Genomic DNA, 19,641 nt, shown 5'->3' with positions numbered 1-19,641 from the left:
TCAATAGAGACATTTTCATGAGTCCACTTGCACGCATCACCCTGCTCAGTGTGGTTTTAGGCTTGAGCGCCTGTGCGGTTCATCAGCCTTACGAACCGAGCGCGCCATCCACACCGATGCCGCAGCCGTCGCCCCAGCCCTCCGGCAAACCCCTGCCTGACATGCCCATCCCCAAGGCGCCGAAGCCGTTACCGCGGACCTCGGCCACCTTTGCGCCGCCGCCGGGCGGGCCGAGTCATTGGGATGCGCGCATGGGCGTGTACGTGCTGGATGACCAGACCAACGTCTTCTACCGTCAACGCGCCTACTATCGCTGGGACAACGGCTGGAGCCGCTCGGTCAGCCCCAGCGGGCCGTGGGAAGACACCGATATCAGCGGCGTACCGCCGGGGTTGAGTCGGCAGTTCAAGTAACGTTCAACGGCGACCTTAGGGTCGCCGTTTTATTTTCAGATATATCGAAACTGTGTAGGGTGCTTCTGATCGTTATCAGGAGCTGGCCATGAGCCTATTTGAATTCAAGCAAATTGATGTCTTCAGCACAGTTGCACTTAAAGGCAACCCGGTGGCCGTGGTTTTGAACGCCGACGGTTTGACCGATGCGCAGATGGCCGACTTTGCGCGCTGGACCAACCTCAGCGAAACCACCTTTGTACTGAAACCGCAAAACCCCGAAGCCGATTACCGCCTGCGCATTTTCACCACCCTGAAAGAACTGCCATTTGCCGGGCATCCGACGCTGGGCAGTTGCCATGCCTGGCTGGAAGCCGGGGGCAAGCCCAAGGGTGAAGAGATCGTTCAGGAGTGCAGCGCGGGCTTGATCCGAATTCGCCGCAATGCTGGGCAACTGGCATTTACAGCGCCGCCTTTGTTGCGTGCTGGCGCCGTCGAAGATGCACTGCTGCAACGCCTCTGCCGTGGCCTGGGTATCGAGTCTCAGGCTGTTGCGCTGGCGCGTTGGGTCGACAACGGCCCCGGCTGGGTGGCGCTGATGCTACGCGACCGGGAGCAGGTGCTGGCTTTGAACCCTGATTACGCACAGTTGCTGGGCCTGTCCATTGGCGTGGTCGCGCCTTGGAACGCCGAGCGCGATGGTGATGAAGCGCAGTTTGAAGTGCGCGCATTTTGCGCCGGTGAAGGCATGCCCGAAGACCCGGTCACTGGCAGCCTGAATGCCGGGCTGGCGCAGTGGCTGATTGCGGACGGCCTGGCCCCGACGCGCTATGTAGTCAGTCAGGGCACGGCCATGGGGCGTGCGGGGCGGGTATCTATCGAGCAGATTGGCGACGATATCTGGGTGGGCGGTGCGGCTGTGACCTGTATTTCGGGGCAGCTCACGCTTTAACATTCATGCCCCTTTGGCTTTCACCGCCCGTTTTGGCTTTGCCTTGCCTGTTGCAGCCTTGCGTTTCTTTTTCCAGGCAGGCGCCGTGCCTGCCGGGCTGGCCGGGCCGCTGATGGTCATGGTCATGGCGCTGCAACGCTCGATATGTTTGCTCATCCATGCCGCCTGTTTGGCGACGAATATGTCGAGGGTCATTTCGCCGCTTTGCACCATGTCCAGTGCCTGTTCCCAGATAGCCGTGGTGCCGGGGTCGGCGATGGCGCGGGGCACGGCGTCGATCAGGCTGAAGGCTGGTGGCGTGGCAGCCAAGGCCTTGCCGTTTTTGATCAGGTAGCCGCGATCCAGCAAGCCCTGGATGATCCCGGCGCGGGTAGCTTCGGTGCCGATGCCGGTGGTGTCCTTGAGCTTTTGCTTAAGCAGCGGATCCTGCACCAGTTTGGCGACGTTTTTCATCGCCTTGATCAGGTCGCCTTCGGTGAAGGGCTTGGGCGGCTGGGTCCACAGGTCCTTGAGGTTAACCGCCGCAATCGCGCAATCCAGATCTTCGCGCAATATCGGCAAGGGTTGAGGTGCCGGTGCCTCGCGACCTTTGGCGGGGGCCAGGGCTTCGGGCAGGGCGCGCTTCCAGCCGGGTTCGACGATCTGCTTGCCCACGGCGCGCAGTTTTTGCCCTGCGCAGTCGAAGTCGGCCTGGGTGCGGTCGTACTCGTGGTTGGGCAGGAACTGCGCCAGGTAGCGTGCGCGAATCAAGGTATACACCGCGCGGTGTTTACCGCTCAGGCGCTCCAGGTTTTTCGCAGCTGCTGTGGGAATGATGCCGTGGTGGGCGCTGACTTTGGCGTCGTTCCAGGCTCGTGAGCGGCGCTGTGGGTCCAGATACCCGGCCAAGGGGCCCAGTGCCGGGTCGGCCTGCTGCAATGCCGCCAGAATCGACGGTGCTTCGCTGTGCTGACTTTGCGGCAGGTAGCCGCAATCGCTGCGCGGGTAGGTGACGACTTTGTAGGTTTCGTACAGCGCCTGGGCGATGTCGAGGGTTTCCTGGGCGCCGAGGCCGAGTTTTTTCGAACACACTTCTTGCAGCGTGCCCAGATCGAACGGCAACGGTGCGACTTCGCGCATGCGCTCGGTGCGCAGCTTGCAAACCCTGGCGCTGCTGGCGCTGTTTATCGCCGCTGCGGCTTGCTGCGCATGGGCCTGATTGAGGCAGCGGTCCTGGTCGTCGCAGGTGTCGGGGGCGGCGCGCCATTGTGCGGTGAACAACTGCGCGTCATGTTTGAGTTGTACATCAATGGCCCAGTAGGCCACGGGAATAAAGTCGCTGATGCTGCGATCACGGTCGACCACCAGACGCAGGGTCGGGGTTTGCACCCGGCCCACTGGCAATACGCCCTGATAGCCGGACTGGCGCCCGAGCAGGGTGAACAGGCGGCTCATGTTCATGCCGATCAACCAGTCGGCTCGCGAGCGCCCCAGCGCTGAATGATAGAGGTTGAAGGTTTCGCTGCCAGGCTTGAGGGCGCCCAAGGCTTTGCGGATGGAAGCGTCGTCCAGGGCCGAGAGCCACAGGCGCTGGATGGGGCCGCGATAACGGCAATGCTCGACCAGTTCGCGGGCGATCATCTCGCCTTCACGGTCGGCGTCGGTTGCGATCACCAGTTCGCTGGCTTCACCGAGCAGGCGCTTGACGGCCTTGAACTGGCTGGCGGTCTTGGGTTTGACGCGCATTTTCCATTTTTCGGGAATGATCGGCAGGTCGGCCAGCACCCAGCGCTTGTAACGCTCGTCGTAGGCATCGGGCGGGGCGGTTTCGAGCAGGTGGCCGATGCACCAGGTGACGGTGGCATTGGGGCCCACCCAGCAGCCATCACCGCGTCGGCTGGCACCGAGCACGGCGGCAATATCTTTGGCCTGGGAGGGTTTTTCACACAGAAACAGCCGCATCGCTTAACTCATTCATGCTGCGCAGAAGGTGCACAGCATGGGCAGAGATAGGCGCGAGGGCAAGTGTTTTTACTGGGTGTATGTACAGCTTGACGTGTTGCGTAGCAGTTGCCGTAGGAACGAGGCTACGTCCGGCGACGAAGTCGTCGTAAACCCGGCAAGCACGGTACACCTGAAACAACGAGTCGCTTGGTTTTACGACTGCTACGCAGCCGAACGCAGCCTTGTTCCTACGGCAGCTGCTACGAGTAAATCCCTGTGGGAGCAAGACAGTTGCTCCCACAGGAGGCGGGTGTTATTGACCGTTATAAATCTGGTCGAATACGCCACCGTCGTTGAAGTACTTTTTCTGCACGTCGCGCCAGTCGCCGAAGGTTTTTTCAACCGACAGGAATTCGACTTTCGGGAAGCGGTCGTTGTACTTGGCCAGCACTGCCTTGTCCCGTGGACGCAGGTAGTTTTTGGCGGCAATTTCCTGGCCTTCAGGCGACCACAGGTACTTCAAATAGGCTTCGGCAGTGGCGCGGGTGCCTTTTTTGTCTACCACTTTGTCGACCACGGTCACGGGCGGCTCTGCTTCGGCCGATACGCTTGGGTAGATCACTTCGAACTGGTCGCGGCCAAATTCGCGGGCGATCATTTCAGCTTCGTTCTCGAACGTTACCAGCACGTCGCCGATCTGGTTGGTCATAAAGGTCGTGGTGGCTGCGCGGCCGCCGGTGTCGAGTACCGGAGCCTGCTTGAACAGCTTGGCGACAAAGTCCTTGGCCTTGGTTTCGTCACCGCCGTTTTTCAGCACATAGCCCCAGGCCGAAAGGAAGGTGTAGCGGCCGTTACCCGAGGTTTTCGGGTTGGGCACAATCACCTGTACGCCGTCCTTGAGCAGGTCTGGCCAGTCTTTCAGGGCTTTGGGGTTGCCTTTGCGCACGATAAACACAGTGGCCGAGGTGAACGGCGCGCTGTTGTCGGGCAGGCGGGTCACCCAGTTTTCCGGAACCAACTGGCCGTTATCGGCCAGGGCGTTGATGTCGGTGGCCATGTTCATGGTGATCACGTCAGCTGGCAGGCCGTCGATTACCGAACGCGCCTGTTTGCTGGAGCCGCCGAAGGACATTTGTACGTTGAGCTTTTCGCCGTTGTGCTCTTGCGCCCAGTGTTTCTGGAATGCTGCGTTGTAGTCTTTGTAGAAGTCACGCATCACGTCGTAGGACACGTTCAGCAGCGGCGGTGGGGTGGCCGCATGAGCGACACTGCCAAGGGCCAGGCCAGCGGCAAGAATGGAGGCGCTAAAGAATTTTTTCACTGAGCATTCCTTGTTATAGGGAGCAGTAGGGGCAAATTGCCAGCAACTATAGCCGCTGGCGCATAGTCCTTAAAAGATTAAAAAGTACTGTGGTTATGCCTTTTTCGTAAAGAGTGCATTGCCGCAACGGGAACAAAAAGCTGCCGTTGGTTCGTGAGTGTTCTTCTTGCAGGTCGGGCAGTCGTGCTTGAGTTGTTCACCCCGCATGGCGTTGGCCAGTTCGGCGGTGAAGATGCCCGTAGGCACGGCAATAATCGAGTAGCCGGTGATCATGACCATGGCCGAGATAACTTGCCCCAGTACAGTTTTGGGCACTATGTCACCAAAGCCGACGGTGGTCAGGGTGACGATGGCCCAGTAGATACTTACCGGAATGCTGGTAAAGCCGTTTTCCGGGCCTTCAACCACATACATCAGGCTGCCGAACACCGTGACCAGAGTCGAGACACTGACCAGGAACACGATGATTTTTTGCTTGCTGCCCCGCAGGGCCGCGAGCAGGTAGTTGGCCTGGCTCAGGTAGGGTCGCAGCTTGAGGATGCGAAAAATGCGCAGCATACGGATGATGCGGATAATCAGCAGGTACTGCGCGTCGCTGTAGTAGATCGCCAGGATCCCCGGCACGATGGCCAGCAAATCCACCAACCCATAAAAGCTGAAGGCGTAGCGCAGCGGTTTGGGCGAGCAATACAGACGCAGGCCGTACTCGATGGCAAAAACAAAGGTGAAGCCCCATTCGATATACGCCAGCATATCGGCGTAGTCGCGGTGAATGCTGTTGATGCTGTCGAGCACCACGACCACCAGGCTGCACAGGATGATCAGCAGTAGTGCGGTGTCGAAACGGCGCCCGGCGGCGGTGTCGGCCTGAAAGACCATGACGTAAAGCCGTTGGCGCCAATCATTGTTATCCATGCAGGTTGCTCGATGCCCAAATGTCAGAAGGTTCGAGTATTAACGCTCAATGCGCAACCTGCATTGCTCTTCAGCATCCGGTATGGCGGGGCTGAATATCCGCACGCTGGCGTGTACCAGCCAGCAAGCGAGAATAAACGGTGCGGTTAATGGCGCCAGGCCCAGGGCGGTAAAACCGGGTGTGAGCAGCAAAGTGACGATGATGCCGACCAGTGGCAGCCAGGCTCGGCGTCGTTGCTGGCTTAGGGCCAGCGCCGCGAGCACCGGGTTGTAGCCGGTGAGCCCACTCAGTGCTGCCGCCGTATCCTGCTGGTACAGGCCGAATAACAGACCGGCCAACGAACCCGTAATGGCCCACAGAGCAGCCCGCCAACTGCTGGCCCACAGGCCGATCACAATCAGCAGCCCGGCAATCGGATGCTGTAACAGCATGACCTGAGCAACACCTTTGAACAGGGCCTGTATCAGCGCCAGGCTGTTGACTGCCTGTTCGGGACTCAAGGACGGGGTCGGGGTGTTGTTGAGGTGCAGCAACATCCAGCCGATACCCACGAATGGCGCGGTATAGGCCAACAGGCTTTGCCCGTGGCTGGCGCGTTTGAGCCACTGGTGAACCAGTATCGTGCTAGATCCGGCACTGGCAATGATCAGCAAGGGCAGTAGGGCCGACCATTCCAGATGGTGGCTCAACAGTAACCCCAGCAAGATCCCGTTGTAACTGTAGAGGCCCGCTTGGCGCTCGGCTTTGGGGTAGTCGCGGCGTTGCGCGGTCAGGAGCCCGGCAATCCCTCCCAGCAACGCGCCACCAAGCAGGGTTGGGGCGCTGATCAGAATTGCCAGCAAGCACAACACACCGCACAACGGATGACGCTGGAGGAATATCTGGCTGAAACCGGCGCACAGGGCAGTCGCCCAGTCGGGACAGGGGTGTGAGCTCATGATTGTTACCTGGTAGTCGCTGCCGAGGCACGAAGGCTGCGAGCTCTTGATTGGCTCCCTGCATGATCAAGAACTCGCAGCCTTCGTGCCTCGGCAGCGACTACAGGTATCCCGGTATCCCGAAAGAGGGGAGGCCGGTGGGCTTATTTGTCGCGAATCGAAAAATTGGCCATGTGTTCCAGGCCCTTGATCAGCGCCGAGTGGTCCCAGTTGCTGCCACCGATGGCTGCGCAGGTGCTGAACACTTGCTGGGCATTGGCGGTGTTGGGCAGGTTGATCCCCAGCTCACGGGCACCGGCCAGGGCCAGGTTGAGGTCTTTCTGGTGCAGGCTGATGCGGAAGCCCGGGTCGAAAGTGCCCTTGATCATGCGTTCGCCGTGAACTTCGAGGATCTTCGACGAGGCAAAACCACCCATCAGTGCTTCGCGAACCTTGGCCGGATCGGCGCCGTTTTTCGCGGCAAATACCAGCGCTTCAGCTACCGCCTGAATATTCAGGGCGACGATAATCTGGTTCGCCACCTTGGCGGTTTGACCGTCGCCATTGCCACCGACCAAGGTGATGTTTTTGCCCATGCTCTGGAGCAGGGGCAGGGCGCGGGCAAAGGTTTTTTCGTCGCCGCCGACCATGATGCTCAGCGTGCCAGCCTTGGCGCCGACTTCACCGCCGGACACTGGGGCATCCAGATATTGCGCGCCCTTGGCGTTGATTTTTTCAGCGAAGGCCTTGGTCGCGGTCGGCGAGATCGAACTCATGTCGATCACTACCTTGTTCGGGCTCAGGCCAGCGGCGATGCCGTCTTCGCGAAACAGCACGTCTTCGACCTGTGGGGTATCGGGCACCATGACGATGATGAATTCGGCTTCCTGGGCAACTTCCCGCGGGCTGGCCAGGGCAATCGCGCCTGCAGCGATCAGATCGGCCGGTGCCGCGCCGTGATGGGTCGACAGGAACAGGCTGTGCCCGGCCTTTTGCAGGTTGCTGGCCATAGGCGAACCCATGATGCCTGTGCCGATAAATCCGATTTTAGCCATGACAAATCCTCTTGTTTTTATTGGAGCTGTTTGGATTGCCCGTAGCAGCTGCCGAAGGAACGAGGCTGCGTCCGGCGGCGAAGCCGTCGTAAAATCAGCTGACGCGGTGCATCAGTTGAATGGCGATCACCGGGTTTGCGACGGCTTCGCCGCCGGACGCAGAGCTGCTACAGGGTTTTGTGTGTTGCTGTTACACCGCGTTATGGCTCTTGAGCCACACAAGGCCAGCTTCGGTGCTGGTCAGCGGCTTGTATTCGCAGCCGACCCAACCTTGATAACCAATGCGGTCCAGGTGCTCGAACAGGAAGCGGTAGTTGATTTCGCCAGTGCCCGGTTCGTGACGGCCGGGGTTGTCGGCCAACTGGATATGGTTGATCTGGGGCAGGTGCGTTTGCATAGTGCGGGCCAGATCGCCCTCCATTATTTGCATGTGGTAGATGTCGTACTGCAGGAACAGGTTGGTGCTGCCGACTTTTTCCTGGATCGCCAGTGCCTGCTTGGTGTTGTTCAGGTAGAAGCCCGGAATGTCGAGGGTGTTGATCGACTCCATCACCAGCTTGATACCCACCGCCTGCAGCTTGTCGGCGGCGTATTTGAGGTTGCTGACAAAGGTTTTTTCGATCAGCGCCTCGTCTGCGCCTTGTGGGCGAATCCCGGCCAAGCAGTTGATCTGGTCGTTGCCCAGCACTTGCGCGTAGGCAATGGCCAGATCGACCCCGGAGCGGAACTCTTCAACCCGATCCGGGTGGCAGGCAATTCCGCGCTCACCCTTGGCCCAGTCACCCGCTGGCAGGTTGAACAGCACTTGAGTCAACTTGTTAGCGTCGAGCTGTGCCTTGATCTCGGCAGAGCTGTAGTCGTAAGGGAACAAATATTCAACGCCATGGAAACCAGCGTTGGCAGCCGCTTGAAAACGGACAAGGAAATCCTGTTCGGTGAACAGCATGGACAGGTTGGCGGCAAAACGCGGCATGGTGAACTCCTGCAAATAGGTGGCCCCTCTCCATGAAGGAAAGGGGCGGTCAATTAATCCAGAATCGAAATGGCAGTCGGTGCATCGTTACCCACCAACGCCAGATCTTCAAACTCATTGACGGCGTTGATTTCGGTGCCCATCGAAATATTGGTCACGCGCTCCAGGATGATTTCTACCATCACGGGCACACGGAATTCCTTGATCAGCTCTTGGGCCTTGCGCAGGGCAGGCTGGATTTCACTCGGTTCAAACACACGCAAGGCCTTGCAGCCCAAACCTTGAACGACGGCGACATGGTCAACGCCATAGCCATTGAGTTCAGGTGCGTTGAGGTTGTCGAACGCCAACTGCACGCAGTAGTCCATTTCAAAACCACGCTGCGCCTGACGAATCAGTCCCAAGTAGGAGTTGTTAACAACGACGTGGATATACGGCAGGTTGAACTGTGCGCCGACGGCCAGTTCTTCGATCATGAACTGGAAGTCATAGTCGCCGGACAACGCCACTACATTGCGACTCGGGTCAGCCTTGACCACGCCCAGCGCTGCCGGAATGGTCCAGCCCAAAGGTCCGGCCTGGCCGCAGTTGATCCAGTGTCGAGGCTTGTACACGTGCAGGAATTGCGCACCGGCAATCTGCGATAAACCGATGGTGCTTACGTAGCATGTGTCTTTGCCAAACACCTGGTTCATTTCTTCGTACACGCGCTGCGGTTTGACCGGCACATTGTCGAAGTGGGTCTTGCGGTGCAGGGTCGCTTTGCGCTGCTGGCAGTCTTGCAGCCAGGCACTGCGGTTTTTCAGTTTGCCAGCGGCTTTCCATTCGCGGGCCACTTCAAGGAACACTTTGAGTGCGGAACCTGCGTCGGAAACGATGCCCAGATCCGGGTTAAACACGCGGCCGATCTGGGTGGGTTCGATATCAACGTGAATGAACTTGCGGCCTTCGGTGTAGACGTCGACCGAGCCGGTGTGACGGTTCGCCCAGCGGTTGCCGATGCCCAGTACCACATCGGACTTGAGCAGGGTGGCGTTGCCATAACGATGCGAAGTTTGCAGACCGACCATACCCACCATCAGCGGGTGATCGTCGGGGATGGTGCCCCAGCCCATCAGAGTCGGGATCACCGGGATACCGGTCAATTCGGCGAATTCCACCAGCAGGTCACTGGCGTCGGCATTGATCACGCCGCCACCGCTGACCAGCAGCGGGCGCTCGGCTTGATCGAGCAGGGCCAGGGCTTTTTCGGCCTGGAGCCGGGTAGCTGCAGGCTTGGCCAGTGGCAGTGGTTCGTAGGCGTCGATGTCGAATTCGATTTCAGCCATTTGCACATCAAACGGCAGGTCGATCAGCACCGGGCCAGGGCGGCCGGAGCGCATTTCGTAAAAGGCTTTCTGGAAGGCATAAGGCACCTGGCCTGGTTCCATCACAGTGGTCGACCACTTGGTGACGGGTTTGACGATGGTGGTGATATCGACAGCCTGGAAGTCTTCTTTATGCATCCGCGCCCGTGGCGCCTGGCCGGTGATGCACAGAATCGGGATCGAGTCGGCCGAGGCACTGTATAGGCCGGTGACCATATCGGTACCCGCAGGCCCCGAGGTGCCGATGCACACGCCGATATTGCCGGCCTTGGTGCGGGTGTAACCCTCGGCCATGTGCGAGGCGCCTTCGACGTGGCGAGCGAGGACGTGATCGATGCCACCGACCTTTTGCAGGGCCGAGTACAGCGGGTTGATGGCAGCGCCCGGGATGCCGAACGCGGTATCGACACCTTCGCGACGCATCACCAGAACGGCGGCTTCGATTGCTCTCATTTTGCTCATTGTTTTGTGCCTCTTACGTTTTGTAATTGTATACAAGTGGCTGTTGAGGGAGTGTATTCATCCTCCGGCGTGCAGGTCAATGGCTTTTATCGATTCAGTGCCTGATCGCTGATGTGCCCTGTATTCAGGCTTTATGTGCGGGTATTGAATTTTATGAAGATAAAAATTGTATACAAAAGAGTTTATTATTGTGTTCTATTAATCTCATAGAAGGCGCGTTAAAAGGCGTGCGAAAGGCTTTCCATAACAAGATAAGGATGGCAACCATGAGTGCTTTAACCTTGAAAGTCGCTTTAGAACTGACCGTTCAAGCCCTTGGCGTGGGGCGCGAAATTCACGCGTCACCGCTGACGGTGGCGGTGCTCGACAGTGGCGGGCATTTGCTGGCGTTGCAGCGCGAAGACGGCGCCAGCCTGTTGCGCCCCAGCATTGCGATTGGTAAAGCCTGGGGCGCAATTGCCTTGGGCAAGGGGTCGCGTTTGCTGGCGCTGGATGCACAGCAGCGCCCGGCGTTTTTTGCCGCTCTGAACGGCATGGGTCAGAGCGACGTGGTGCCTGCACCGGGAGGCGTGTTGATTCGCGATGAGTCGGGGCAAGTGGTCGGCGCGATTGGCATCAGTGGCGATACTTCGGATATCGACGAACAGTGCGCGATCAGCGCGGTAGAGGCTCTGGGCTTGCGGGCGGATGCGGGAGTGGTGGCCTGATTTTTGGTAAATGATTGACCGCCTTCGCGAGCAGGCTCGCTCCCACAGTGATCCCTTGACTGTGGGAGCGAGCCTGCTCGCGAAGTACCCAGTCAAACCCAGATAGCGTCCCACAGCGGATAATCGCCCAGCTTCTCAACCAGCCCCGCTCGCAATGGGTTTGCGACAACATAACGAGCAATTTTCACCAAATCCTCCTCTCGCCTTAATGCACGATCATGAAAGCCATTCTGCCAAAGGCTTATCTTGCGAACGCTCGACAGGTTCACCGCTTTGGTACTCAAAGACTTTGTTCTTTGCATCAACCCGCTCAGCGTCCCACGGCGCAACTCGATCAACCAATGAAAGTGATCGGGCATTACGACCCAAGCCAGCGAGTCAGCAAAACCTTGGTCTTGCGCGGCGCGAAATTGCGCGACAACCAATCGGCCCAAAGCAAAGTCATTGAAAATCGGTTCTCTACAGCGCGTATTGGTACTCAGGAGATAAATTCGATTCTGCTCAGAATAACGGCCTATGCGCAGGCGGTGTGAGGCAGCGAGAGACGGCATTCCTTTGCCCTTTCACAAATAAGTCATGAAAAGGCTAGCCCTGTAAGGGCAACACAGATGGGCAGTTTTTTAGCTTGATGTGTCTGGGAAAATACCTTCACGAGCAAGCTCGTTACCGCGGGTAGGGTGGGAGCGAGCCTGCTCGCGAAGGCCCTTGCTCGGTCTACCGGTCCGGTTCACAACCCTTGAGCACCAGCCGAATAATGGTCTGTGTCGCCGCTTCGTAGTCGCTGTCGTCGAGTTTGGCCTTGCCGGTGATGGCGGAGATTTGCCAGTCGAAGTCGGCGTAGGTCTGGGTCGCGGCCCAGATACTGAACATCAGGTGATGCGGGTCGATAGGTGCTATCTGGCCACGGTCGATCCAGATCTGGATGCAGTCGATATTGTGTTTGGCCTGGACGTTCAGCTGCTCGACCTGTTTTTCGCTCAGGTGCGGGGCGCCGTGCATGATTTCACTGGCAAACACCTTGGACGCAAACGGCAGATCGCGGGAGATGAGGATTTTTGAGCGGATGTAGTTGCTCAGTACTTCGTTCGGTTCGCCATCGGCATTGAACGGCGTCGAAGCTCGCAAAATCGGGTCGATAATGCTTTCGAGCACCTCGCGATAAAGGTTTTCCTTGGACTTGAAGTAGTAGTAGACGTTGGGCTTGGGCACGCCTGCCTTGGCCGCGATATCGCTGGTTTTGCTGGCGGCGAAACCCTTGTCAGCGAACTCTTCGCTGGCGGCACGCAAAATCAGTTCTTTATTACGCTCGCGGATACTGCTCATAAACCCGATATGTCCTTGCCGACTGTGGCGGTCGGGCATGGTAGCACCGGGCTTGCAAGTGGCTCAAGATTGCAGCTTTCGGGCTGGCACGCGCTATGCTTGTGTCCATTCAAACTCAAAGGATGTTTTTCTATGGCTGGCAGTAGCTTGCTGATGTTGCTCGACGATATCGCCGCAGTACTCGATGACGTCGCACTGATGACTAAGGTGGCCGCCAAAAAAACCGCAGGGGTGCTGGGCGATGACCTTGCGCTCAACGCCCAGCAGGTGTCTGGCGTACGCGCCGACCGGGAGTTGCCGGTGGTGTGGGCCGTGGCCAAGGGCTCGTTTCGCAACAAGTTGATCCTGGTGCCCGCAGCACTGGCTATAAGCGCATTTGTACCGTGGGCCGTGACGCCGCTGTTGATGGTGGGCGGTGCTTTTTTGTGCTTTGAGGGCTTTGAGAAGCTCGCCCATTCCTTTATGCACAACAAGGCCGAGGCTCAGAGCGAGCGCCAGGCGTTGCAGGACACCCTAGCCGGGGCTGACGTCGATCTGGCGGCCTTTGAAAAGGACAAGGTCAAGGGCGCCGTGCGCACGGACTTCATTCTTTTTGTCTACCGCTTTGAAATGCACAATACGCTGTCCTTTCCTGCCCGCTAATCAGCGCCAGCCCCTTGCAGGCGAAACGATGACCAAGCCATTTCAACTATCTCTTCAAGGCTCCTTATTAGGTGCGGGCGGTGGAAGCATCGATGAATATTCAAGGGCGCGTTGGTTTGAGCTATTTAATAGGAGGGCAAAAAAGCTCTTGTCTGCAGTACTCCACATCTCTATTGACTGGGCGCGGGGTGAAGAGAGGGAAGGCGGAGGAGCTAGCCCCTCCTAAGGGTTAGATGCAGTTTCGATTCCCATAGGGGACACATCCTTCCAGCAACGCCAATACGCTAAAGGCTCCAGATCTCAGCCGCTGATAGCTCGCCTCCGATCTGAAGCTTTTGGCATCGTTTTCAGTTGCTGTTAATTCTTTTGCCAATATCGATGTACGGTAGACCTCGCCAGCCCAAGCTTCTCTGCTACCTCCGCCTGGCTCAATCCTAAAACCTTCAGTTTTCTCACAGCATCGGCATTTTTGGTATTGCCAAGCTTACCCGAAAACCTCTTTTTCAGCTCTTTGCCAACAAACTGACATCGAAGAAACTACAACGCCTGATGTCCAGAAATCGTTTTGCTCGGTCGGGCCCGGTTCAAGAAGTCTTAAGTGCGATCGCCATCCTGCATGCAATACGGATTGAGAGCTCAGCGAAGATGTTGAGTGGAGAGGAAGCGTCCTGAGAGGTAGATCATCATATCGGTAGCGTCAGTGGTTACCGTTAATGAGGAGCCTTGGCTAGATACCGTTGTACCGTTGACTTAGAAACGTCTAATTCTCGAGCTATTTCTGAATTAGATAGGCCTTTTTGCTTCAGATGCGGAGCAAGTTTTAGTCGTTCACTCGCAGCGAGGTTGGAGGGGCGTCCATGTTGGCGTGGCCTACCACCGCTGGAGATCAGCTCGATCACTCCAGTCTCTTTCAGCGTCTCTAGCTTCCGTGAGACCCGCTCCAATGCCACATCTGCCGCCTCCTCAGAAAGCAAAGATGTTGTTAGGAGCATTAGAACAGTGGGCTCAGCGTCCAGCATTTTTGAAATTTTCAAGAGCATTTCGATCGAAACGTTCCCCTTACCGCGCTCCACGCGACTCAGATAAGAGCGATCGAGTAAAGATAGATCGTCCTGGGACATTCCTGATTTCTGTCTCAAGGCCCGGATAACGACCGCAAATGCTTCGCTGAGAGACATTTATGATCCTCTACAAAACAGAGGATAAGGCCACATTGCGCCGACCCATAACACGTTATATAATCCTCGTTACGGGTCGTTCGGCTTCATCAAACATGAGAAGGCAGTTCCCCAGGTAGCGCTGCGTCCTTGAGCTTTACTAACGGGGATGCGTTTAAACATATGACATGTATTGACGGGAATGAAGCATGGAGTTTGAAGAAATCCAAGTAGCCAGTGAGCTCCTCTCCACCACCGGAGAGACTCGCTCTGGATCTGGAGAAAGCCAAGAAGCACTAATTCATATCGCGCAGACCCGCTTTCCAAACAAAGGTTTTTGCATCGTCCAGCAGTGGACAATCGTGCGCGCGATAGCGAGCGATGGGGATCTCACCAAAATCCACGTTCATGGCCACCTGCCGCTCTTTGTTTTCGCCGAAAAAGTCATCCTAGACAGGCGATACTGTCTCTTTATCAATGATGTCAGCTGCAACTGCGGTCTGTAGATCCACGGGAATGTGAAATGTTTAGAAGTCATGAAGCCTTTGCCGAGGGCTACCCTAATATCTTTGGGGATGGGTATTCAAACTGGCGGATATTTGAACGCCACTTGGCTCATCCTTGGTATCACGTCGTTCTTGAAGAGTGCTTGGATGGCAAGGTGTGGCCACGCACCATGATGATTAGTGACATCGATATGCTCGAAGAAATACTTTCCCAACAAACCAGCGAGTTTGTCGTTACGGAAATTCAGGTCGTCACGCCGGGGTGGATGAACAAAAACGGCAAGTGGATCATGGAGGGGCTTTCGGGGTTGCTGGTGGGATATGACTCCACGGGATGTCGGGTATGTCTTCACAACATAGATGACGAAAAGGCTTATACCGATGCCCCAGGTCGTCTTATTGACGCTCACTCTCTTAAAGGGCTTCGAGTGATTTTTTAATCCAAGTACGTAAACGCAGTCTCTCCTTGCAAGGCGAGCAATGCTCGGAGGCCGGCCGCCGCAGCGGTATCCAAAGTACAACTAAATCGAAACTGGTCGTCCGTTATGAAAATTCAGATTTACTCTGACCTGCACCTCGAGTTCGCTCGGTTCGATCCCGCCCCAAGCGACGCGGACGTAGTAATTCTCGCCGGCGACATTGATATCAAATCGCGGGGCGTGAAATGGGCAAGCGAGGTTTTTCAATGCCCAGTGATCTATGTATGCGGTAATCATGAGTACTACGGCGGGCACATAGGCCACACACTGCTAAAGATGAAAGACGCTGCATTGCCCCATGTGCATGTACTCGAAAACGAGATGCTCATTCTCGATGGCACACGCTTTTTGGTCACAACTGCCTGGACGGATTATTCGTCTACGGGTGATGTGGTTGCGGCAAAGAGAATTGCTTGGGATTCGATGAACGATTTTTTGGTGATTCGAGCCGACTTGGATTACAGGCGCTTACGTCCAGACGATTTGGTCGCCAAATCAATGAGGGCTCGCCGCTGGTTAGCCCAGGAACTCGATAAACCCTTCGACGGTAAAACAGTGGTGGTCACTCACCATGCGCCAGCGTTGGATCATGTGGGTGACGATCATCCCGGACATTTGATTGCAGCCTATGCGAACAATTGGACGGATTTGTTGGGTAAGGCCGATCTTTGGGTTTATGGGCATACCCACGTTGCTGCGGATTTCTCGAAGGAAGGGTGCCGAGTGGTTTCCAATCCACGCGGTTATCCGGGGCAGAACACGGGCTTTGATCCTGATTTATTGATCGAGCTTTGATTATCAGTGATTGGCTATTGGACAAGTTCGCGTGGCTGGCCGAGCTCAACGGGATGGAGGATTTTTGATGGTGACATTGGAAGAGGTTTCGCAACTCTTGTACGGCGCTTGAGAGGAGGTTGTCGGCTGGGAAGGCTCACAAGAAGACCTGATCTCTTTGGCAGCAAAGACATTCCCGGGCAAAGCATTCTGTGTGGTGAAGCAATGGATTCTGATCGACCTCACTGTGACACCTGCTGAGAAAGACAAGCTGACGACCCTCGGCCTACTACCCGCAACCGTATTTGCCCACGAGGTAGTACTCGACAGCCAAGGTCGCTTCCAGCCCTCGATGTGGGTGCGGAGTAACTTTGGTGTTTCTTCCAGCGCTTACATGTTTGAAACCAACAAAACGGTCTATCTCCTCCTTGGGTCAGGCCTGAGAAAAGAGGCCAGTATTGGTGCTGCTTTTTCAATGAAAACCGGTTAAGTAATGACCGCCGTAAGTTAATTTTGCGTAATTTTGGAGATCTGGCCGGATGCCTGAAATAATCAAAGTCGAATTTCACCGTAAGTATCTCAGTGACTTTCAAATGAGTCGCCTCGTACAAGCGAGTCTCCGAAAATACACAGTGGCCATTACGGCTTTTATTAGCGATGCGGTGATAATAGAAGACAGGTGCCTTGGCGTGTTCTTCGATCACCTTCAGGAAGACGGGGCGTATCGAACAGCCAGTGGCGGAATCATTTGCACGACAAAAATTCAAAGGACATGGAAAGAAGGGCGTTTCTGGATTTTGGAAACGGGGGAGGGAAATTACCTTGTTGGTAGCTTCAAACGTGGGGGTGGGCGACGTAGCTTTCTAGGGTTACTTCGATCGTGTGATCGTCTCGAATCAGAAGATTGAATGCTTTATCTCTGGCGTAGTAGAGATATGACTGCATGGCAGTTGATGAGCGCTGGATGGCTATTACGGTTTTGATCAGCAGTGCTCCGAATTAGACGTGCGAAGCGCTCCAAATTGCCGCTATCCGGTGAAACTAATTTTTCCATCGGTTGGACTCATAGCTCGCCTTTTTAATAGCCAAAGTCGTTCAGCAGTTGCTGCAAAAACTCACGCCTCCGTTGGACGATGCTCAAAATTAGGTAGTCACGGTCGGTATCTCTCGTCGACAGATGCCCAGCGTCCACAAGGCCATGGATGTAGCCTTCAGCTCTGCCCCTAGCTTCGAGCAACGTCTCTGTGGAAGTGCTTTTGTAGATGTCTTCCGCGATGAGCTGGCACCGCTTCATTTGACGTCGACCAACCGGGTCGTCCGAGAATTTTGGTGCATTGATCAGTGTGTTGAAATCGTTGGGTGCGGTGGCTGTGCTCAAGGTGGGTTCTCAGAACAGTGATGCCTGAGCTGAAGTTATCATGCGCACACTATATCGCCTGCTGCTGGCTGGTTTTTTGTAGGCGCTGACGCGAAGGGCCGAATTTAATGTTGTTACACGCTATCGGTGGCGTCTTTGAACATTGTGTAGCGTACAGGCAGTGCTATTCAGCGAGAACATTCTTAGGTAGGGGTTCGATATGGGATACCTCAGCCTAGAGGACATCTACCCCGATGACGTAGAAAAATATGGCCATCTGCGGGTGGTGACCGACCTCTATGTCAAAGACAATCACGCCATTTATGGTGTGGTTACGCGTGCTGAGTACCGCGAGCTGACCCGCATGTTACTGCGTGACGAAGCGGTTCAAATGATCATCAGCGCGAAGCTTGCCTCGATTTCCGAAGACTACGATCCTTGGATCAGAAGGATCGAGCGCAATCGTACCTTAGATGCTAGGTATGGCGAAAAATTCGATCCCAGGGGAGACAACTGACCTTCCCTCGTTCAATCAAAATGTAGTTCCTCATCTTATTCGGCAGACTTGGTAGTAACGCTCCTCGAAAATCTATCGGCACTGTAAATAGTAGGACGAAAAAGGGCTCCAATGACAGGCCACACGAACAATCGTCGAAAAGGTAAGTCTTTGAAGATATTCCTTGATTGCGAGTTTACCCAGCTCAACCAAGACTCGAAGCTGATATCTCTGGCGCTGGTATCGGAGTCAGACGAAGAGTTTTACGTTGAGCTGACGGATACCTATGTGGTTGAGGACTGCAGCTGTTTCGTCATCCAGAACGTCCTACCGCAGCTCAATCTTAGGCGGTATGGTAAGTCGCTTATTGAAGCCCAGCGCTCACTTCGAAGATTTCTAGACGGCTTGGACGGAGAGCTTGAGGTATGTTCGGATGCGCCAAATTGGGACTGGGATTTTTTCGTTAATCTCGTTGATGTAAAGCATCAACCATGGCCAGTCCAGGTTATGAATCAACCCACCAACCTCATAAGCCATTTCACTCAGGTAAATACAGAAGCTCTTGAGCACGTTGAGCTATGTGATCTACCTCACCATGCTTTGCTAGATGCACGAATGCTTGCGGAGCTTTTCAAAATATTGCTATCCCAGCTTAAGGTTTCGTTATAGAAGGGCTTCTTAGCTCGATGATTTCTTACGTCGTAATGAATGTTGGCAGCCCATGTGAATCGCCCCGGGTAACCTACAGTCACCAGCATCACAGGAACGTCAGCCGGGCCTAGGCCAAAGCTTGTGAAACACCTGCAGCATCGAATCCTATCATCGGCGTAGACACCAAGCCCTGACCGTTAGCCGTGAGCATCAAGGTCATGGCTGCCAATGAGCCGGAACCAGCGTGTCGGTTTCTTGCCGTGTAGCCTCAACGATCCGGGTGATCAGTGAATTGAGGAAGGCGTCGACTTATCGGTTCGTTTTGGGGAGATGAAAGACACCAGTGGTCTGGTGGCGCGTCTGTTGACTCGCCAACGATGGGCGATCTGGACGTCATCGGAATATCTCGAAGGCTTCGGTACGCCGTCGACGCTTGATGACTTGAGAGATCACTTTTGCATCGTCGGGCATAGAAGAGGGCAGCCTCTTTCCTGGCGCGTGCGGGTAGGCGAGGACTCTATTCACTTTGCGCCTGCTGTTACTCACCAGCTAGGTGATGGTGAAGCAATGATTCACGCGGCAATCGTAGGAATGGGTTTATGTCAGATGCCACGATGCTTATTCAGTGACGACATCAACGGCGGGAGATTGGTCGAGGTACTAGGAGGCTACGAACCGGATCCGGTGGAATTGCATGCAGTCTGGCCAAAAGTGTCCCACTTGCGGCCAAAGGTGCGGTATGTAGTCGATGAGCTGGTGAAAGTCTGCGCTCATTGGCAGTGAAATGGAGTGCCTCCCCGCTGCCACAGACAATTTCCAGCCTCATAATTAGGCCCTTTCAAAGGCCTCAGGGTTGACGCCGCCCAGAGGACTGAGATGACGTGTTCGATCGTAACGCACTTCAATGTCACAGAACGCTTTGGCTCGGGTCATATCCCGGGTTTTGTAGATCCGGATGCGGATGCGGATGCGGATGCGGATGCGGATGCGTACCTCTTTCAGGCTGTTAAAAAAGACTCGGCCACGGCATTGTCTCGCATTTTTCCCGATGGCTTCTGCTTTGAGCTCCGGCGTGAATCGTTGGGTGCTCATAGACTTCCTCCTACGCTCAAAGAATAGGCTGGAGGTGTCTAGGGTGCCGGTCGGATTCAAATCCTCACAGCAATCTGGGCGGCTTCATTCGCGAGGCCTTTGAGCGTCGCGTCTGAGAGCGGCTAAGGAGAACATAGAGCTTAATAGTTCAGCTGTTTGAGAGTTGTCTTATGGTTTGG

At 55.8% G+C, this 19,641-nt stretch carries 22 protein-coding genes and 3 pseudogenes; 11 read left to right on the top strand and 14 right to left on the bottom strand.

What is annotated here, in order from left to right:
• The first annotated feature begins 17 nt into the window (after positions 1-17).
• Together N7D90_RS16075 and N7D90_RS16070 are read left to right on the top strand one after the other, a co-directional pair.
• Positions 18-413 (top strand): hypothetical protein, encoded by a 396-nt coding sequence (locus N7D90_RS16075; protein ID WP_261738933.1) that lies wholly within the window; start codon positions 18-20, stop codon positions 411-413.
• 88 nt (positions 414-501) lie between these two features.
• Positions 502-1,344, top strand: a complete 843-nt coding sequence (locus tag N7D90_RS16070; RefSeq protein WP_261738932.1) for a PhzF family phenazine biosynthesis protein — start codon at positions 502-504, stop codon at positions 1,342-1,344.
• Between the two features lie 3 nt (positions 1,345-1,347).
• Here the strand turns inward: N7D90_RS16070 and N7D90_RS16065 are convergent, their stop codons facing one another.
• The 7 genes from N7D90_RS16065 to gcl all read right to left on the bottom strand — a co-directional run bounded on the left by N7D90_RS16065 (position 1,348) and on the right by gcl (position 10,278).
• Positions 1,348-3,285: a DNA topoisomerase III gene (locus N7D90_RS16065; RefSeq protein WP_261738931.1), complete on the bottom strand. Its 1,938-nt coding sequence runs from the start codon at positions 3,283-3,285 to the stop codon at positions 1,348-1,350.
• 295 nt (positions 3,286-3,580) lie between these two features.
• Positions 3,581-4,588, bottom strand: a complete 1,008-nt coding sequence (locus tag N7D90_RS16060; RefSeq protein WP_261738930.1) for a sulfate ABC transporter substrate-binding protein — start codon at positions 4,586-4,588, stop codon at positions 3,581-3,583.
• Between the two features lie 93 nt (positions 4,589-4,681).
• Positions 4,682-5,503 (bottom strand): ion transporter, encoded by an 822-nt coding sequence (locus N7D90_RS16055; RefSeq protein WP_261738929.1) that lies wholly within the window; start codon positions 5,501-5,503, stop codon positions 4,682-4,684.
• A 39-nt stretch (positions 5,504-5,542) separates the two neighbouring features.
• On the bottom strand, positions 5,543-6,442 hold the full coding sequence (locus N7D90_RS16050; RefSeq protein WP_261738928.1) for an urea transporter: 900 nt from the start codon (positions 6,440-6,442) through the stop codon (positions 5,543-5,545).
• 143 nt (positions 6,443-6,585) lie between these two features.
• Complete coding sequence (locus N7D90_RS16045; protein ID WP_261738927.1) at positions 6,586-7,476, bottom strand: 2-hydroxy-3-oxopropionate reductase; 891 nt, start codon at positions 7,474-7,476, stop codon at positions 6,586-6,588.
• Positions 7,477-7,666: 190 nt separating this feature from the next.
• Positions 7,667-8,449: a hydroxypyruvate isomerase gene (gene hyi, locus N7D90_RS16040; RefSeq protein WP_261738926.1), complete on the bottom strand. Its 783-nt coding sequence runs from the start codon at positions 8,447-8,449 to the stop codon at positions 7,667-7,669.
• Between the two features lie 53 nt (positions 8,450-8,502).
• Positions 8,503-10,278, bottom strand: coding sequence for a glyoxylate carboligase (gene gcl / locus N7D90_RS16035; RefSeq protein ID WP_261738925.1), 1,776 nt, complete (start codon positions 10,276-10,278; stop codon positions 8,503-8,505).
• A gap of 266 nt (positions 10,279-10,544) precedes the next feature.
• Between gcl and N7D90_RS16030 the strand changes: the two genes are divergently transcribed.
• Positions 10,545-10,985, top strand: a complete 441-nt coding sequence (locus N7D90_RS16030) for a GlcG/HbpS family heme-binding protein (protein WP_261738924.1) — start codon at positions 10,545-10,547, stop codon at positions 10,983-10,985.
• Positions 10,986-11,077: 92 nt separating this feature from the next.
• On the opposite strand, the gene N7D90_RS16025 is transcribed toward N7D90_RS16030, so the two are convergent.
• Together N7D90_RS16025 and N7D90_RS16020 are read right to left on the bottom strand one after the other, a co-directional pair.
• Complete coding sequence (locus tag N7D90_RS16025; protein ID WP_261738923.1) at positions 11,078-11,536, bottom strand: REP-associated tyrosine transposase; 459 nt, start codon at positions 11,534-11,536, stop codon at positions 11,078-11,080.
• Positions 11,537-11,699: 163 nt separating this feature from the next.
• On the bottom strand, positions 11,700-12,308 hold the full coding sequence (locus tag N7D90_RS16020) for a TetR/AcrR family transcriptional regulator (protein ID WP_261738922.1): 609 nt from the start codon (positions 12,306-12,308) through the stop codon (positions 11,700-11,702).
• Positions 12,309-12,440: 132 nt separating this feature from the next.
• Here N7D90_RS16020 and N7D90_RS16015 point away from each other — a divergent pair.
• Positions 12,441-12,899: pseudogene (locus N7D90_RS16015) on the top strand (DUF808 family protein); the annotation flags it as partial.
• 408 nt (positions 12,900-13,307) lie between these two features.
• Here the strand turns inward: N7D90_RS16015 and N7D90_RS16010 are convergent.
• Positions 13,308-13,406 (bottom strand): helix-turn-helix domain-containing protein, encoded by a 99-nt coding sequence (locus N7D90_RS16010; RefSeq protein ID WP_261738921.1) that lies wholly within the window; start codon positions 13,404-13,406, stop codon positions 13,308-13,310.
• Positions 13,407-13,660: 254 nt separating this feature from the next.
• Positions 13,661-14,128, bottom strand: a complete 468-nt coding sequence (locus N7D90_RS16005) for a helix-turn-helix domain-containing protein (protein ID WP_261738920.1) — start codon at positions 14,126-14,128, stop codon at positions 13,661-13,663.
• 188 nt (positions 14,129-14,316) lie between these two features.
• On the opposite strand from N7D90_RS16005, the gene N7D90_RS16000 reads away from it, so the two are divergent.
• From N7D90_RS16000 to N7D90_RS15985, 4 genes are all read left to right on the top strand, one after another.
• On the top strand, positions 14,317-14,613 hold the full coding sequence (locus N7D90_RS16000; RefSeq protein ID WP_261738919.1) for a DUF6957 family protein: 297 nt from the start codon (positions 14,317-14,319) through the stop codon (positions 14,611-14,613).
• 17 nt (positions 14,614-14,630) lie between these two features.
• Positions 14,631-15,053, top strand: a complete 423-nt coding sequence (locus N7D90_RS15995; RefSeq protein WP_261738918.1) for a hypothetical protein — start codon at positions 14,631-14,633, stop codon at positions 15,051-15,053.
• A 105-nt stretch (positions 15,054-15,158) separates the two neighbouring features.
• The gene (locus N7D90_RS15990; RefSeq protein ID WP_261738917.1) at positions 15,159-15,887 is read left to right on the top strand and encodes a metallophosphoesterase family protein; all 729 of its coding nucleotides are present in this window, start codon (positions 15,159-15,161) and stop codon (positions 15,885-15,887) included.
• A 157-nt stretch (positions 15,888-16,044) separates the two neighbouring features.
• Positions 16,045-16,356: a DUF6957 family protein gene (locus tag N7D90_RS15985; protein ID WP_410011854.1), complete on the top strand. Its 312-nt coding sequence runs from the start codon at positions 16,045-16,047 to the stop codon at positions 16,354-16,356.
• A gap of 588 nt (positions 16,357-16,944) precedes the next feature.
• On the opposite strand, the gene N7D90_RS15980 is transcribed toward N7D90_RS15985, so the two are convergent.
• Entirely contained in the window at positions 16,945-17,244 is a 300-nt protein-coding gene (locus tag N7D90_RS15980; RefSeq protein ID WP_261738915.1) for a hypothetical protein, read from the bottom strand.
• Between the two features lie 199 nt (positions 17,245-17,443).
• On the opposite strand from N7D90_RS15980, the gene N7D90_RS15975 reads away from it, so the two are divergent.
• On the top strand, positions 17,444-17,740 hold the full coding sequence (locus N7D90_RS15975; RefSeq protein WP_261738914.1) for a hypothetical protein: 297 nt from the start codon (positions 17,444-17,446) through the stop codon (positions 17,738-17,740).
• A 150-nt stretch (positions 17,741-17,890) separates the two neighbouring features.
• Complete coding sequence (locus tag N7D90_RS15970; protein WP_261738913.1) at positions 17,891-18,388, top strand: 3'-5' exonuclease; 498 nt, start codon at positions 17,891-17,893, stop codon at positions 18,386-18,388.
• 50 nt (positions 18,389-18,438) lie between these two features.
• On the opposite strand, the pseudogene N7D90_RS15965 reads toward N7D90_RS15970, so the two are convergent.
• A pseudogene (locus tag N7D90_RS15965) lies at positions 18,439-18,611 on the bottom strand (nitroreductase family protein); the annotation flags it as partial.
• An 89-nt stretch (positions 18,612-18,700) separates the two neighbouring features.
• Here N7D90_RS15965 and N7D90_RS15960 point away from each other — a divergent pair.
• Complete coding sequence (locus N7D90_RS15960; RefSeq protein ID WP_261738912.1) at positions 18,701-19,153, top strand: LysR substrate-binding domain-containing protein; 453 nt, start codon at positions 18,701-18,703, stop codon at positions 19,151-19,153.
• Between the two features lie 45 nt (positions 19,154-19,198).
• Here N7D90_RS15960 and N7D90_RS15955 read toward each other — a convergent pair.
• A pseudogene (locus N7D90_RS15955) lies at positions 19,199-19,458 on the bottom strand (hypothetical protein); the annotation flags it as partial.
• Between the last annotated feature and the right edge of the window lie 183 nt (positions 19,459-19,641).

The organism is Pseudomonas fragi (assembly GCF_025426255.1).
Lineage (GTDB): Bacteria > Pseudomonadota > Gammaproteobacteria > Pseudomonadales > Pseudomonadaceae > Aquipseudomonas > Aquipseudomonas kulmbachensis.
The sequence above is the reverse complement of the archived record's forward strand: the minus strand, read 5'-3'. Positions and strand labels throughout refer to the sequence as shown.